A 14,525-nucleotide genomic window follows, 5' to 3' on the forward strand; every position below is an offset into this window, starting at 1 on the left:
GTGTTGCGCGAACCGGGGGAGCTGATCGAGCCAGACGCCGAGGCCGGCACTGGCCGGGCGCGCTTCGTCCAGGTGTTCCTCGCCCAGCGCGCACGCATGGAGGCGCTGGTCAGCCGGCGCATCGGCTGCCGCGCCACCGCCTCCGACCTGGTGCAGGACCTGTTCCTGCGTTTCTGGCGCCGCCCCGAGGTCAAGGTCGAGGCCCTCGACACCTACCTGCTACGCAGTGCCAGCAACCTGGCCATCGACTACCTGCGCAGCGAGGGCAGCCGCGACCGCGCAGCCGAAGGCTTGCAGCACACTGACGACGAACCGTTCGCCCAGGCGCCCGAGCAGGCCCTGGAGGTCGACCATGACCTGCAGCGCATCGAGACGGCGCTGCGTGCACTGCCCGAACGCACCCGGCAGATCTTCTTGCTCAACCGCATCCACGGCTGCACCTATGGCGAGATCGCCAAGGCCATGCAGCTGTCCCAGAGTGCGGTGGAAAAGCATATGATGCGCGCCCTCGAAGCGTGCAAGGCGAGCGTCGCCGAAGCCGCACCCCCACCGCGCCGGCCAGGGAGCGCCCGTCGATGAGCCTCGAACCGCCGATCACCGCCGAACAGTCCCAGGCCGCCTTGCGTTGGCTGGGGCGCATCCACCAGCAGCCGCAGCAGGCCGACAGCGCCGCGTTCAAGCGTTGGTTGCTGGCGGACCCGGCCCATCGCCGGGCCTATGCCGAGGCCGAAGTGTTGTGGCGCCAGACCGAGGCCCCGGCCGCACGTTTGGCGGCGCAAGAGCAGGCCAGCTTGCAGCAGTACCTGCGCGCGATGAATCGCCCCGAGCGCAAACCGCGCTGGCCACGCTTCGCCGTGGCCGCCTGCCTGGTGTTGGGGTTGGGTGGTGTGGCCGGCTGGCAGCCGCAGCACTGGTTGCAGGACCTGCGCGCCGACTACACCAGCGGTGATCAGGTGCGCCAGGTCACGTTGGCGGATCGTTCACAGCTGACGCTGGATGCCGGTACCGCGCTTGCCGTGGACTTCGACCACGGCGAACGGCGTGTGCGGCTGTTGCGTGGTGCGGCGTTCTTCGAGGTGACCCACACCGGCCAGCCGTTCCTGGTCGAGGCCAATGGCGGCGAGGTGCGGGTGCTGGGAACACAGTTCGAGGTGCGCGACCAGGACGATGGTGCCCAGGTCACCGTGCGCAACGGCCGGGTGGCGGTCACTGCGGCCCAAGGCCAGGTCGCTCGCGAACTGACCGCCAACCAGCAGTTGGCCTATGTCGATGGCGTGGCCGGGGAGATCGGTGTTGTGGACAGCGACAGCCGCCTGGCCTGGCGCCAGGGCTGGCTGAACTACTACCAAGTGCCGCTGGGGCAGGTGCTCGATGACCTCGGGCGCTATTACCCCGGGCGCATCCTGCTGCTCGATGGCGAGCTGGCGCAGCGCAAGGTCAGCGGCAGCTTCCCGGTGGCCGAGCCGCTGGTGGCGCTGGACTCGCTGGGGAAGGTGCTGGGCTTCTCGCGCCAGACGCTGTTGGGGCGGTTGACCCTTCTGCGCTGATGCGTGAGCCCCGTCCGACGGGCTTACACGCCCCTGTAGGAGCGGCCTTGTGTCGCGAAAGGGCCGCAGAGCGGCCCCGGCAATTCCTGCGTCGCCGCCGAAAACCTGGGGCCGCTACGCAGCCCTTTCGCGACACAAGGCCGCTCCTACAGGTCGCGCGGAAAAAAATTCAAGGGGGAGGTGAGGTACCCGCTCTCGGCATCCGTGTAGTGAGTGGAAGTGCGATTCATTCGCAAGCGTTCATCCCTCTCACAGGTCAGCGTCCATGAAGTTCACCCCGCGTTGCGTCCCGCTCTGGTTCGGCCTCACCACCTCGTCCGTGCTGGCCATGGCCCCCCAGGCAATGGCCGAGCAGCAGAGCCAGGTCTATACCTTCGCCCAGCCGAGCCAGCCCCTGGCCCAGGCGCTCAATGCCTTCAGCCGCGCCACCGGGCAAAGCGTGGTCTACACCCTGGCGCTGCCTGACCAGCAAGCCCCTGCCTTGAACGGCGCGTTCAGCGCCGAGCAGGCCTTGCAGCAGCTGCTGGGCAATTCTGGCCTGGCCTGGCGCCGCCTCGACGCCCGCACCCTGACCCTCGAGCAACCTGACAGCGCCGGCGCGCTCAACCTGCAAGCCACCACCATCACCTCCCAGGCCGACGACTTTAGCTACCAGCCCCCGGCCAGCGCCTCGATCATGCGCGGCCAGGGCCCGACCCAGGACATCCCCCAGGCGATCAACGTGGTGCCCGCGCAGGTGATCCGCGACCAGGCGCCGCGTAACCTCGACGACGCGCTGTACAACGTCAGCGGCATCACCCAGGGCAACAACTTCGGCGGCACCGCCGACACCGTGATGAAGCGCGGCTTCGGCGACAACCGCGACGGCTCGATCATGCGCGACGGCATGCCCATCGTGCAGGGCCGCGCGCTCAACGCCAGCACCGAGCGGGTCGAAGTGCTCAAGGGCCCGGCCTCGTTGCTGTACGGCATCCAGGACCCGGGGGGGGTGATCAACGTGGTCAGCAAGCGCCCGCAACTTGAGCAGTACAACGCCTTGACCCTGCGCGGCTCCACCTACGGCAGCGGCAAGAACGGCAGCGGCGGCGGTTTGGACAGCACCGGCGCACTGGGCGAAAGCAACCTGGCCTATCGGCTGATCGTCGACCACGAGGATGAAGATTACTGGCGCAACTACGGTGTGCACCGCGAGTCGCTGGTGGCGCCGTCGCTGGCCTGGCTGGGCGAGGACACCCAAGTGGTGCTGGCCTACGAACACCGCGAGTTCCTGTACCCGTTCGACCGCGGCACGGCCTTTGGCAGCAACGGCCACCCGCTGGACATCCCGGCCACCCGCCGCCTGGACGAGCCGTTCAATGACATGGAGGGCCGCTCCGACCTGTATCGCCTGGAGGTCGACCACGCCTTGACCGACGCCTGGAAAACCCATTTCGGCTACAGCTTCAACCGCGAAACCTACGATGCCAGCCAGGTCCGCGTGACCGGCGTCAACGAGGCGAAAGGCACGCTGACCCGCAGCATCGACGGCACCCAGGGCGCCATGAGCCGCGACCAGTTCGCCACCTTCAGCCTCAATGGCACCGTCGAGCTGGCCGGCCAGCGCCACGACCTGCTGGTCGGTGTCGATCACGAAGACCGCAAGGTCTACCGCGCCGACCTGATCCGCCAGAACAGCCGCTCGACCTTCAGCTACCTCAACCCGGTCTATGGCCGTGAAGTGGAAGGCACCACGGTGCGCGCCAGCGACAGCGACCAGACCGACAAGCTGCGCACCGACTCGCTGTTCCTGCAGGATGCCTGGCACCTGGACGATCACTGGATCCTGGTCGCCGGCGGGCGTTTCCAGCAGTTCGACCAGTACGCTGGCCGCGGTCGCCCATTCAACGTCAACACCGACAACAGCGGCCAGACCTGGGTGCCCCATGCGGGCCTGGTGTACAAGGTCGATGAGCAGCTGTCGTTGTATGGCAGCTACAGCGAGTCGTTCAAACCCAACTCGACCATCGCGCCGTTGAGCATCGGCGGTGGCCAGACCCTCACCCTCGACTCGGGGATCGAGCCGGAGCAGGGCAAGGCCTGGGAAATCGGCGCCAAGCTGGATATCCCGGGCCGGATCACCGGCACCCTGGCGCTGTTCGATATCAACAAACGCAACGTGCTGGTGGCCGATGGCGACACCCAGCCCGGCACGATCATCTACAGCAACGCCGGCGAAGTGCGTTCACGCGGTGTCGAGCTGGACCTGAGCGGCCAGCTCAGCGAGCGCTGGAGCCTGATCGGCGCCTACGCCTTTACCGATGCCGAAGTGACCAAGGACCCGGTGCTGGAGGGTAACCGCCTGCAGAACGTCGCCCGCCACAGCGGTTCGCTGTCGGCGGTGTACGACTACGGCAGCCTGTTCGGCGGCGACCGCCTGCGCCTGGGTGCCGGTGCCCGCTACGTGGGCGAGCGAGCCGGCAACCCGACCAATGACTTCGACCTGCCGGCGTACACCGTGGCCGATGCCTTCGCCAGCTACGAGACCAAGCTCGACGAGCACAAAGTGCTGCTGCAACTGAACGTGAAGAACCTGTTCGACAAGGTGTACTACAGCTCGGCGGTGAACCGGTACTTCGTCGCGGTAGGGGATGCGCGGCAGGTGAGCCTGTCGAGTACTTTGGAGTTCTAAAGACTGGGACCGCTTTGCGGTCCTTACCGGCCGGTCCGGCGCACCGGCAAGGCCGCTCCTACAATTGATCGCGGTCTCTTGTAGGAGCGGCCTTGTGTCGCGAAAGGGCCGCAACGCGGCCCCAGCGATCAACAGGCAAACGCCGCCCGATACTCCCCCGGCGTCGCCCCCAGCGCCTGCCTGAACCGGTTGCTGAAATGGCTGGCACTGGCAAACCCGCAGATCAACGCCACCTGCCCCAGCGGCAACTCACCCAGGCGCAACAGCTCGCACGCTCGGTGCAGGCGCCGAGCCAGCAGGTACTGGTGCGGCGGCAGACCGAAGCTCGCCCGGAACATCCGTGCGAAGTGGTATTCGGACAGGTTGCAGCGCAGCGCCAGCTCCCCCAGGGTCAGGGGCTGGTCGAGGTTGGCCTCGATGTAGTCCACCAACTGCCGGCGCTGGTGCGGCGCCAGCCCGCCTTTGAGTTTGAGCCCTTGGCGCAAACCAGCCTGGTTCAATACCGCGTGGTCGATGATGGCATGGGCCAGGCTGCTGGCCAGCAGGCGTTCGCCGGGCTCGGCCCAGTGCAGCTGGATCAGCTGGCGAAAACGTTCCGCCTGCTGGGCATCGTCGAGAAAGGTCGCCTCGCGCAGCTGCATCTCCCGCGGCTCGCGGTCGAGCAGGCGGGTGCAGCCCAGGGCGAACTGTTCCTCGCTGATATACAGGTGCGCCAGGCGGATCGAGCCGTTGACCACCCAGTTCGACTCCTGCCCGGCGGGCATGATGCACAGTTTGTCCGGCGCGCCCTTGTCGCCGGGGCGCTGGCGGCGGAAGGTGCCGGTGCCGTCGGCGATGTAGCAGGACAGGGTGTGGTGGCTGGGGGCCTGGTAGTCGCGGGCATCGTCGCGGTTGCTCCACAACGCCGCCGCCAGCCCGTCGCCCAGGTGCGCGCTCAATTCCAGGCGGGCGTGGGGCGAGGCGTGCATGGCGTTGAAGACTTGCAGGTGGTCGAGTGCGGGCATGGGCGGATCCTCTGGTGGCCATCGTACTGCGATGGCGAGGGGCTGACAGCTACCTGCCGAGCAAAAGCGCAAGTTTGTGCAAGCGCAGGGCAGGTGCCCGGTGAAGACTGTAAGGCCTGGCGAGGGCTGCGCCCTCGATCGCTGGCAAGCCAGCTCCCACAGGAGTGTGCAGCTCAGGAGGTTTGCACTTTTCCTGTGGGAGCCGGCTTGCCGGCGATGGGCCGCACAGCGGCCCCGGGTTCCAATGCCTGAGGATGTCGCCATGAACCTGTCGCTCTACCTGCTCACCGTCCTGATCTGGGGCACCACCTGGATCGCCCTGAAATTGCAGCTGGGCGTGGTCGCCATTCCGGTGTCGATCGTCTACCGCTTCGCCCTGGCCGGGTTGATCCTGTTCGCCATCCTGCTGCTCACCCGGCGCCTGCAACCGATGGACAGGCGCGGCCATCTGGTGTGCATGGCCCAGGGTTTTTGCCTGTTCTGCGTCAACTTCATGTGCTTCCTCACCGCCAGCCAATGGGTCGCCAGCGGTCTGATCGCCGTGGTGTTTTCCACCGCCACCCTGTGGAACGCCCTCAATGCGCGGATCTTCTTCGGCCAGAAGATCGCCGCTAACGTACTTGCCGGCGGTGCCATGGGCCTGCTGGGGCTGGGGCTGCTGTTCTGGCCGGAGCTGTCACACCACGCCGCCAGCCGCGAAACCCTCTACGGCCTGGGCCTGGCGCTGCTCGGCACCTTGTGTTTCTCGGCCGGCAACATGCTCTCCAGCGTGCAGCAGCGGGCCGGGCTCAAGCCCATGACCACCAATGCCTGGGGCATGCTCTACGGCGCATCGATGCTGGCGGGGTACTGCCTGGTCAGCGGCATTCCCTTCGAGATGGAATGGAACATGCGCTATATCGGTTCGCTGCTGTACCTGGTGATCCCGGGCTCGGTGATCGGCTTCACCGCCTACCTCACCCTGGTCGGGCGCATGGGGCCGGAGCGCGCGGCCTATTGCACGGTACTGTTCCCGTTGGTGGCGCTGAACGTGTCGGCGTTCGCCGAGGGGTATCAGTGGACACCGCCGGCGCTGCTGGGGCTGGTGGTGGTGATGGCGGGGAATGTGCTGGTGTTTCGCAAGCCAAAGGCAAAGCCGGTGAGCGGTGCGCTGGCAATGAAATAAGGCTGCGCCGCGCCGCTTTCCTGTAGGAGCGGCCTTGTGTCGCGAAAGGGCTGCGTAGCGGCCCCAGGATTTCGGCATCACGCAAGATCGCCGGGGCCGCTATGCGGCCCTTTCGCGACACAAGGCCGCTCCTACAGGCGATAGGGCCAGCCCAGTCAGTAAGCAGCTATTAGCCTTTCCACACCTGCGGATTCACCAGGTCCCGCGGCCGCTCACCCAGCAGCGCCGCGCGCAGGTTGTCTATCGCCCGGTTGGCCATGGCCTCGCGGGTTTCAGCGGTGGCCGAACCTACGTGGGGCAGGGTGAGGGCGTTGGGCAGCTTGAACAGCGGCGAATCGGCCAATGGCTCCTTCTCGTACACGTCCAGCCCGGCGCCGCGAATGGTGCCGTTTTGCAGGGCTTCGATCAGCGCCGCCTCATCCACCACCGGGCCACGGGCGATGTTGATCAGGAACGCGCTGGGCTTCATCAGCTTCAGTTCACGGGCGCCAATCAGCTTGCGGGTGGCCTCGGACAGCGGCACCACGATGCAGACGAAATCGGCCTCGGCCAGCAACTGATCCAGGCTACGGAACTGAGCGCCCAGCTCCTGCTCCAGCGCCGCCTTGCGGCTGTTGCCGGCGTACAGGACGTTCATGTTGAAACCGAAGCGGCCACGGCGGGCGATGGCCGCGCCGATGTTGCCCATGCCGACGATGCCTAGGGTTTTGCCGTGCACGTCGGTGCCGAAGTGTGCCGGGCCCACGGTGGCCTGCCACTGGCCGGCCTTGGTCCAGGCATCGAGTTCGGCGGTGCGGCGGGCGCAGCCCATGACCAGGGCGAAGCCCAGGTCCGCGGTGCTTTCGGTGAGCACGTCGGGGGTGTTGGTCAGGGCGATGCCGCGCTCGTTGAAGTAATCCAGGTCATAGTTGTCGTAACCCACCGAGACACTCGACACCACCTCCAGCTTGCCCGCGCCTTCGAGCTGCGCACGGCCGAGCTTGCGGCCCACCCCGATCAGGCCGTGGGCCTCGGGCAGGGCTTCGTTGAACTGGGCGGCGATGTCGCCCAGTTTCGGGTTGGGCAGGATCACGTTGAAGTCTTGCTGCAGGCGTTCGGCCATCGCCGGGGTGATGCGGCTGAAGGCCAGGACGGTCTTTTTCATCGGGCTTCTCTGCAAGGCTGGGGAGTGGAGTCGGGCAGAAAAGCGGGGGCCGCGTTGCGGCCCTTTCGCGGGCAAGCCCGCTCCCACAGTGAGCGCGTAAACCTGTGGGAGCGGGCTTGCCCGCGATGGAGGGCGTAGCCCTCCCATAGGCCTGTCTGCCAGACGCTGAAGTCAATGGTTAGCAACCTACCATTGTCCCCACTCCAAATGCAGCAGCTTTTTCAGTTGGCGATCAGCACCTGGTGGGTCTTCAGGTCCGCCTCATGGGCCGCTAGGATCTCCGGCAACGAGTTGCGCAGGTACTCGACCCAGGTCTTGATCTTGGCATCCAGGTACTGGCGCGACGGGTAGATCGCGTACAGGTTCAGCTCCTGCAAACGGTAGTCGGGCATGATCCGCACGATGCTGCCGTCGCGCAGGGCATCGATGGCCGAATAGATCGGCAGCACGCCTACCCCCATGCTGCTGCGGATCGCGGTCTTCATCGCATCGGCCGAGTTCACCTGGAACGGCGAGCTGGTGATGTTGACCATCTCCTGGCCTTCCGGCCCGTCGAACAGCCATTTCTCCAACGGGATCACCGGGCTGACCATGCGCAGGCAGGCATGCTTGAGCAGGTCGGCCGGCTTGTGCGCGGTGCCGTGGCGTGCCACGTACTCGGGCGAGGCGCAGACAATGCTGTAGGTGATGCCCAGGCGCTGCGAAACGAAGCCCGAGTCCGGCAACTCGGTGGCCAGCACGATGGACACGTCATAGCCCTCGTCGAGCAAGTCCGGCACGCGGTTGGCCATGGTCAGGTCGAAGGTCACATCCGGGTGCGATTCGCGGTAGCGGGCGATGGCGTCGACCACGAAGTGCTGGCCCACCCCGGTCATCGAATGCACCTTCAACTGCCCGGCCGGGCGGGCATGGGCATCGCTGGCCTCGGCTTCGGCCTCCTCGACGTAGCTCAGGATCTGTTCGCAGCGCATCAGGTAGCGCTTGCCAGCCTCGGTCAGCGCGATGCGCCGGGTGGTGCGGTTGAGCAGGCGGGTTTGCAGATGGGCTTCCAGGTTGGAGACCGCCCGCGACACGTTCGCGGTGGTCGTATCCAGTTGCACGGCGGCGGCAGTGAAACTGCCGAGCTGGGCCACACAACTGAAAGCACGCATGTTTTGCAGGGTGTCCATGGGTCACTCTCGGTTTAGAGGGCAAAATTGTGACATGAAGTAACGACTTTGCACGTCCGACTAAAGCCGGATTATCGCTGTTTTGGTAACAAAGATTCGCAGGAATATGCGCTTATCGCCAATCCAACCCACCCCTAGAATGGCCCAGCCCCTCCACCTCTTCCTCGGGAAATCGCAGCTGTGCCGCGTCGCAACATCAGAGCGCTTAGCGCGCTCAGTGCCTGTGCCCTTAGCTTGTCCTTGAGCGGCTGTATCGGAACCTGGGGCATTGCCCCGCAAAGCAAGACAATCCAAGCCAACCAATTGACCACCGACGCCGCCATCCGCGAGGCGGAGCGCGATGCCCATTGGCCCGCCCAACAGTGGTGGCGCGGCTATGGCGATGCGCAGCTGAACGACTGGCTGGCGCAGGCCCTGGAGGGCAGCCCGAGCATGGCCATGGCCGCCGCGCGGGTACGTGAAGCCAAGGCCATGGCCGGCGTGGTCGAGTCGGCGGAAAAACTCCAGGCCAATGGCAACGCCACGCTCAAGCGCCACAACTGGCCCGAGGATCAGTTCTACGGCCCGGGCGCGTTGTCGGGGGCCAACACCTGGGACAACAACGCCGCCATCGGCTTCAGCTACGCCCTTGATCTATGGGGCCGCGAACGCAATGCCAGCGAGCAGGCCGTGGACCAGGCGCACATGAGCGTCGCCGAGGCGCGCCAGGCCCAGCTCGAGCTGGAGAACAACGTGGTGCGCAGCTACATCCAGCTCAGCTTGCAGTTCGCCCAGCGCGATATCGTCCAGGCCGAGCTTGCCCAGCAGGAGCAGATCGTCGCCCTGGCCAAGCGCCGCCTGGACGGCGGTATCGGCACCCATTTCGAGGTCAGCCAGGCCGAAGCGCCGCTGCCCGAGACCCACCGTCAGATCGACAGCCTCAACGAAGCGATCGCCCTGACCCGCAACCAGCTGGCTGCGTTGGCCGGCAAAGGGCCAGGGGAGGGCGCCAGGTTGCAGCGCCCGACCCTGACCCTCGGCGCGCCGCTCAAGCTGCCGTCGAACCTGCCTGCCGAACTGGTCGGCCAGCGCCCCGACGTGGTCGCCAGCCGCTGGCAGGTCGCCGCCCAGGCGCGCGGTATCGATGTGGCCCACGCCGGGTTCTTCCCCAATGTCGACCTGGTCGGCAGCCTCGGCTTCATGGCCACCGGCGGTGGCCCGCTGGAGTTCCTCACCGGGCGCAAGTTCAACTACAACGTCGGGCCTGCCATTACCCTGCCGATCTTCGACGGCGGCCGCCTGCGCTCGCAACTGGGTGTGGCCTCGGCTGGCTACGACGTGGCCGTGGCGCGCTACAACCAGACGGTGATCGGCGCATTGAAGAACATCTCCGACCAGTTGATCCGCCGCGAGTCGATGAAGGAGCAGGCGCATTTCGCCGCCGAATCCGTGGCCGCCGCGCAGAAGACCTACGACATCGCCACCGTGGCCTTCCAGCGCGGCCTCACCGACTACCTCAACGTGCTCAACGCCCAAACCCTGCTGTTCCGCCAGCAACAGGTGCAGCAGCAGGTGCAGGCCGCACGGCTGATCGCCCATGCCGAGCTGGTCACCGCCCTGGGTGGCGGGCTTGAGGCGGGCAACGACGTGCCGGATGAAGAACACCAGGCCGCGCCGAAAACCCCGGCCACCCTGGCCATCTTCGACACCCCGGACCACGCCCAATGAGCACATCGAGCTTGCCCCTGCGCTGGCTGCAAAGCCTGGAATGGCGCCGGGGCTTCTTCGCTTGGGCGCGCACCGACGGCGTTACCTGGGTGTACATTTTCAAGGTCCTGGCCGCCGCGTTCATCACCCTGTGGCTGGCCATGCGCCTGGAATTGCCGCAGCCGCGCACGGCGATGATCACCGTGTTCATCGTCATGCAGCCGCAAAGCGGCCATGTGTTCGCCAAGAGCTTCTACCGGGTGCTCGGCACCCTGGCCGGCTCGGCGATGATGGTCGCGTTGATCGCGATCTTCCCGCAGAACACCGAGCTGTTCCTGCCCAGCCTGGCGCTGTGGGTGGGCCTGTGCTCGGCCGGCGCCATGCGCTACCGCACCTTCCGCGCCTATGGTTTCGTGCTGGCCGGCTACACCGCGGCGATGATCGGCCTGCCGGTGCTGGAGCACCCCGACCAGGCGTTCATGGCGGCGGTGTGGCGGGTGCTGGAGATTGCCCTGGGCATCCTGGTGTCGACCTTCGTCAGCGCCGCGATCCTGCCGCAGTCGGCCAGCGCCGCCATGCGCAACGCCCTGTACCAGCGCTTCGGCACCTTTGCCGGGGTGGTGGTCGAGGCCTTGCGCGGTGACAGCCAGCGCGACCGCTACGAGACCAGCAACGTGCGCTTCGTCGCCGAGGCGGTAGGGCTTGAGAGCCTGCGCAACGTGACCGCCTTCGAAGACCCGCACATGCGCCGCCGTTCTGGCCGGCTGGTGCGCATGAACAGCGAGTTCATGGCCATCACCACGCGTTTCAATGCCCTGCACCGGTTGCTGGAGCGCCTGCGTGCACGCGGCCCGTTGCAGATCGTCGGCGCCATCGAGCCGGGCCTGGAGACGTTGGCCGAACTGCTGAAACCCTACGTGGGCCGTGCGCTTACCGATGCCGATGCGCTGCGCCTGGCACTGGAACTGGGTACCTATAAAGAGGGCCTGCAAACCCAGGTCCGTGGGCTGCGGGCGGACTACTTGGAAACCAACCCCAGCGAGTCCGACCTGCTCGATTTCCACACCGCCTTCGAGCTGCTCTACCGCTTCGTCGACGAGATGTACAGCTACGCCGAAACCCACGCCTCGCTGGCTGCGCACAGCCACGAGCGCGAACAATGGGACGAGCCCTACGTGGCCCAGACCAGCTGGCTGGTGTCGCTGGCCGCCGGGGTGCGGGCCTCGGCGGTGTTGTTGCTGCTGGGCAGCTACTGGTTGCTCAGCGACTGGCCCAGCGGCGCCATGATGACCCTGATCGCCACGGTCACCGTGGGCCTGTCGGCAGCCTCGCCGAACCCCAAGCGCATGTCGTTCCAGATGGCCTGCGGCACCGCCATCGGCGCCTTCATCGGCTTCTTCGAAACCTTCTTCGTGTTCCCCTGGATCGACGGTTTCCCGCTGCTGTGCATGGTGCTGGCGCCGGTGTTCGTGCTCGGTGCGTTCCTCGCCTCGCGCCCTGCCTACGCCGGTTACGGTCTGGGGCTGCTGGTGTTCTTCGCCATCGGCTCGGTGCCCAACAACCTCACCGTGTACAACCCCTACACCTTCATCAACGACTACATCGGCATGGTCATCGGCATGTTCGTCTGCGCTGCCGCCGGGGCGATCATCCTGCCACCCAACAGCCGCTGGCTATGGAGCCGCCTGGAGCAGGAACTGCGCGAGCAGGTGCTGTTCGCCATCAGCGGGCGCCTGCGCGGCCTGGGCTCGGCCTTCGAAAGCCGCACCCGCGACCTGCTGCACCAGGCCTATGGCCTGGCCGCTGGCCAGCCGAAAGTGCAGAGCGAGCTGATGGGCTGGATGTTCACCGTGCTGGAGATCGGCCACGCCGTCATCGAACTGCGCAAGGAGCAAGACCGGGCGCCGGTGCACCCGGCCTACGCCGAGTCGCAGCCGTGGCGCCAAGCCATCCGCGTGATGGGCCGGGCGTTGGCGCGGCTGTTCCTGCAACCCAGCGCCAGCAACCACGAACGCGCCCTGGTGGCGGTGGACCACGCCATCAGCCGCGTGCAGGCCACCGACGAACCCTTTGCCCGGCACTTCGACACCTCGGTGCTGCGCCGCGCGCAGAGCTACCTGCACTTCATCCGTACCTCCCTGCTCGACCATCAGTCGCCGCTGGCACCGGCGAAAGGATTGCATCATGCCCCGTGAGATCGCCTTCCATGGCGTGTACATGCCGACCATGACCTTGATGTTCCTGTTCGCCCTGGGCCTGGCCTGGGGGCTGGACCGGTTCATTGCCAGCCATGACGGCTACCGCTTCTTCTGGCACCCGGCGCTGCTGCGCCTTTCCCTGTTCGTCTGCCTGTTCGGCGCCCTGGCGCTGTCGCTCTACTGGTGAGAAACCTTCGATGAAAAAGTTCTTCAGCCTGATCGCCACCCTACTGGTGCTGACCGCTGCCGTGGTGATCGGCCGCCAGTTGTGGCTGCACTACATGACCACGCCCTGGACCCGCGACGGCCGGGTGCGCGCCGACATCATCAACGTCGCCGCCGACGCGCCGGGCTATGTGGTGGACGTACCGGTCAAGGACAACCAGCGGGTGAAGAAGGGTGACGTGCTGATCCGCATCGACCCTGAGCATTACCAGCTCGCAGTGGACCAGGCCAAGGCGCAGGTCGCCTCGCGCAAGGCCACCTGGGAGATGCGCAAGGTCAATGCCAAGCGCCGTGCCGACATGGACAACCTGGTGATCTCCAAGGAGAACCGCGACGACGCCAGCAATATCGCCAGCTCCGCCCTGGCCGACTACCAGCAGGCCCAGGCCCAGCTGGCGGCCGCCGAGCTGAACCTCAAGCGTACGCAGATCGTCGCCACCGTCGATGGCTACGTGACCAACCTGAACATCCACAAGGGCGACTACGCCCGCACCGGCGAGGCGGTGATGGCGGTGGTGGATGAACACTCATTCTGGGTGTATGGCTTCTTCGAGGAGACCAAGCTGCCCCATGTGAAGGTGGGCGATACCGCCGAGTTGCAAATGATGAGTGGTGAGCGCCTGAGCGGGCATGTGGAGAGCATTGCCCGGGGTATCTATGACCGCGACAACCCGCAGAGCCGCGAGTTGATCGCCGATGTGAACCCGACGTTCAACTGGGTGCGGCTGGCGCAGCGGGTGCCGGTGCGGATCCATATCGATGAGGTGCCGGAGGGGTACCTGCTGGCGGCAGGGACGACCTGTACGGTGGTGGTCAAGCCGAGCGAGGGATGATCCAGTTCTCGCGCTGACGCCATCTGTGCATTGGCAGGCAGGTGTCAGCGTTTGAGGCTGGCGTTGAATCGGGCTGTTGCCGCAGTCGCTTCCTGTAACAGCTGATTCCAGTCATCAGGCGGGTATCCGGTGCCAAGCATGCGACGGAACACTTTGTAGGCATCGTCACTGCTTTCGTAAGCGCGTTTGCTGTCGTCATCGTTTACCCAAACCAGGACGATTATCTTGCTCGACGCGTGATAACGGAAAAACAAACGATATTGTTGGAAGAACTTCGCCCGGAACCAGTGCCGGTGGGCATCTCCCAGGGTGTTGCCCTGGCGATACTCGGTTTTGGTTGGATCCTGCGCGATGCCATCAAAAGCCAGGCGAATAATTGCAGTCAGCCGTTTCCAGGCATTCTTCCTGGTGTAGCTATCGGGGGCCTTGCGCTTCAGGACCTCCAGTTCGTTTATCAGCTGGTCCAGCTTATCGAGGAACATGGGGTGTGCGAACACCGTCCAGCCAGTTGAAGAAACGGGGGGGAGGTCAGCATCTGTCATTCATCATCCGCCGAAAGAGGTTGATCTAGATCGAGTTCCTCATCGCCAACCAGTGCCTTCAGGCGAGCGACAAACTCTGCATCGACAACCTTCAAATGTTGCGGGTTCGTGGCGATATCCCGTTCCAGGAATTCGAGGAACTGCCCCACGGCAGGATCTTCCTCGGCTGCCTCTGCGCGGGTGAGTATCACCTCTCCGCCTGGGCGGATCGAGTAATGGATCTTGTCACGTTTTTTCAGGCCCAAGGCGCGGCGAACGGTTTCGGGGACCGTGGTCTGATAGCGCTCGGTCAGGGTCGACTCGACTTCGAAAGTAGTGGTCATGGTCTATTCATCTGCGATGGG

The 14,525-nt window shown here is 65.7% G+C and carries 13 protein-coding genes; 8 read left to right on the top strand and 5 right to left on the bottom strand.

The genetic code is table 11. The features are described 5' to 3' along the window. The first annotated feature begins 3 nt into the window (after positions 1 to 3). From IX761_RS08465 to IX761_RS08475, 3 genes are all read left to right on the top strand, one after another. Positions 4 to 579 carry an RNA polymerase sigma factor gene (locus IX761_RS08465; RefSeq protein WP_194789260.1) on the top strand — a complete coding sequence of 192 codons (576 nt, stop codon included), beginning with the start codon at positions 4 to 6 and terminating at the stop codon, positions 577 to 579. Continuing rightward, positions 576 to 1,547, top strand: a complete 972-nt coding sequence (locus IX761_RS08470; RefSeq protein ID WP_194789149.1) for a FecR family protein — start codon at positions 576 to 578, stop codon at positions 1,545 to 1,547. The genes IX761_RS08465 and IX761_RS08470 overlap by 4 nt, the downstream gene beginning before the upstream one ends. A 265-nt stretch (positions 1,548 to 1,812) precedes the next feature. Continuing rightward, a complete protein-coding gene (locus tag IX761_RS08475; RefSeq protein ID WP_194789150.1) occupies positions 1,813 to 4,215 on the top strand; it encodes a TonB-dependent siderophore receptor in 2,403 nt (800 codons plus the stop codon). Positions 4,216 to 4,343: 128 nt separating this feature from the next. Here IX761_RS08475 and IX761_RS08480 read toward each other — a convergent pair whose 3' ends face one another. Then, on the bottom strand, positions 4,344 to 5,219 hold the full coding sequence (locus IX761_RS08480; protein ID WP_194789151.1) for a helix-turn-helix domain-containing protein: 876 nt from the start codon (positions 5,217 to 5,219) through the stop codon (positions 4,344 to 4,346). Between the two features lie 262 nt (positions 5,220 to 5,481). On the opposite strand from IX761_RS08480, the gene IX761_RS08485 reads away from it, so the two are divergent. Beyond that, on the top strand, positions 5,482 to 6,384 hold the full coding sequence (locus tag IX761_RS08485; RefSeq protein ID WP_194789152.1) for a DMT family transporter: 903 nt from the start codon (positions 5,482 to 5,484) through the stop codon (positions 6,382 to 6,384). 169 nt (positions 6,385 to 6,553) lie between these two features. Here the strand turns inward: IX761_RS08485 and IX761_RS08490 are convergent, their stop codons facing one another. Both IX761_RS08490 and IX761_RS08495 read right to left on the bottom strand, forming a co-directional pair. Then, the gene (locus IX761_RS08490) at positions 6,554 to 7,528 is read right to left on the bottom strand and encodes a 2-hydroxyacid dehydrogenase (RefSeq protein WP_194789153.1); all 975 of its coding nucleotides are present in this window, start codon (positions 7,526 to 7,528) and stop codon (positions 6,554 to 6,556) included. Positions 7,529 to 7,749: 221 nt separating this feature from the next. After that, entirely contained in the window at positions 7,750 to 8,697 is a 948-nt protein-coding gene (locus IX761_RS08495; RefSeq protein ID WP_194789154.1) for a LysR family transcriptional regulator, read from the bottom strand. A 180-nt stretch (positions 8,698 to 8,877) separates the two neighbouring features. Here IX761_RS08495 and IX761_RS08500 point away from each other — a divergent pair, with 180 nt between their 5' ends. The 4 genes from IX761_RS08500 to IX761_RS08515 are packed head-to-tail and all read left to right on the top strand — an operon-like array spanning position 8,878 to position 13,639. Continuing rightward, positions 8,878 to 10,404: an efflux transporter outer membrane subunit gene (locus IX761_RS08500; protein WP_194789155.1), complete on the top strand. Its 1,527-nt coding sequence runs from the start codon at positions 8,878 to 8,880 to the stop codon at positions 10,402 to 10,404. Continuing rightward, positions 10,401 to 12,578: an FUSC family protein gene (locus IX761_RS08505; protein ID WP_194789156.1), complete on the top strand. Its 2,178-nt coding sequence runs from the start codon at positions 10,401 to 10,403 to the stop codon at positions 12,576 to 12,578. The genes IX761_RS08500 and IX761_RS08505 overlap by 4 nt, the downstream gene beginning before the upstream one ends. Further along, positions 12,568 to 12,768 (top strand): DUF1656 domain-containing protein, encoded by a 201-nt coding sequence (locus IX761_RS08510; protein ID WP_008097766.1) that lies wholly within the window; start codon positions 12,568 to 12,570, stop codon positions 12,766 to 12,768. Before IX761_RS08505 ends, IX761_RS08510 begins: the two co-directional genes overlap by 11 nt. Before the next feature lie 10 nt (positions 12,769 to 12,778). After that, positions 12,779 to 13,639, top strand: a complete 861-nt coding sequence (locus tag IX761_RS08515) for an HlyD family secretion protein (RefSeq protein ID WP_194789157.1) — start codon at positions 12,779 to 12,781, stop codon at positions 13,637 to 13,639. 44 nt (positions 13,640 to 13,683) lie between these two features. Here IX761_RS08515 and IX761_RS08520 read toward each other — a convergent pair whose 3' ends face one another. After that, positions 13,684 to 14,181 carry a type II toxin-antitoxin system YhaV family toxin gene (locus IX761_RS08520; RefSeq protein WP_194789158.1) on the bottom strand — a complete coding sequence of 166 codons (498 nt, stop codon included), beginning with the start codon at positions 14,179 to 14,181 and terminating at the stop codon, positions 13,684 to 13,686. Next, positions 14,178 to 14,504: a type II toxin-antitoxin system PrlF family antitoxin gene (locus IX761_RS08525; protein ID WP_194789159.1), complete on the bottom strand. Its 327-nt coding sequence runs from the start codon at positions 14,502 to 14,504 to the stop codon at positions 14,178 to 14,180. The genes IX761_RS08520 and IX761_RS08525 overlap by 4 nt, the downstream gene beginning before the upstream one ends. Positions 14,505 to 14,525: the final 21 nt, after the last annotated feature.

This window comes from Pseudomonas sp. UFMG81 (assembly GCF_015354575.1).
Taxonomy (GTDB): domain Bacteria; phylum Pseudomonadota; class Gammaproteobacteria; order Pseudomonadales; family Pseudomonadaceae; genus Aquipseudomonas.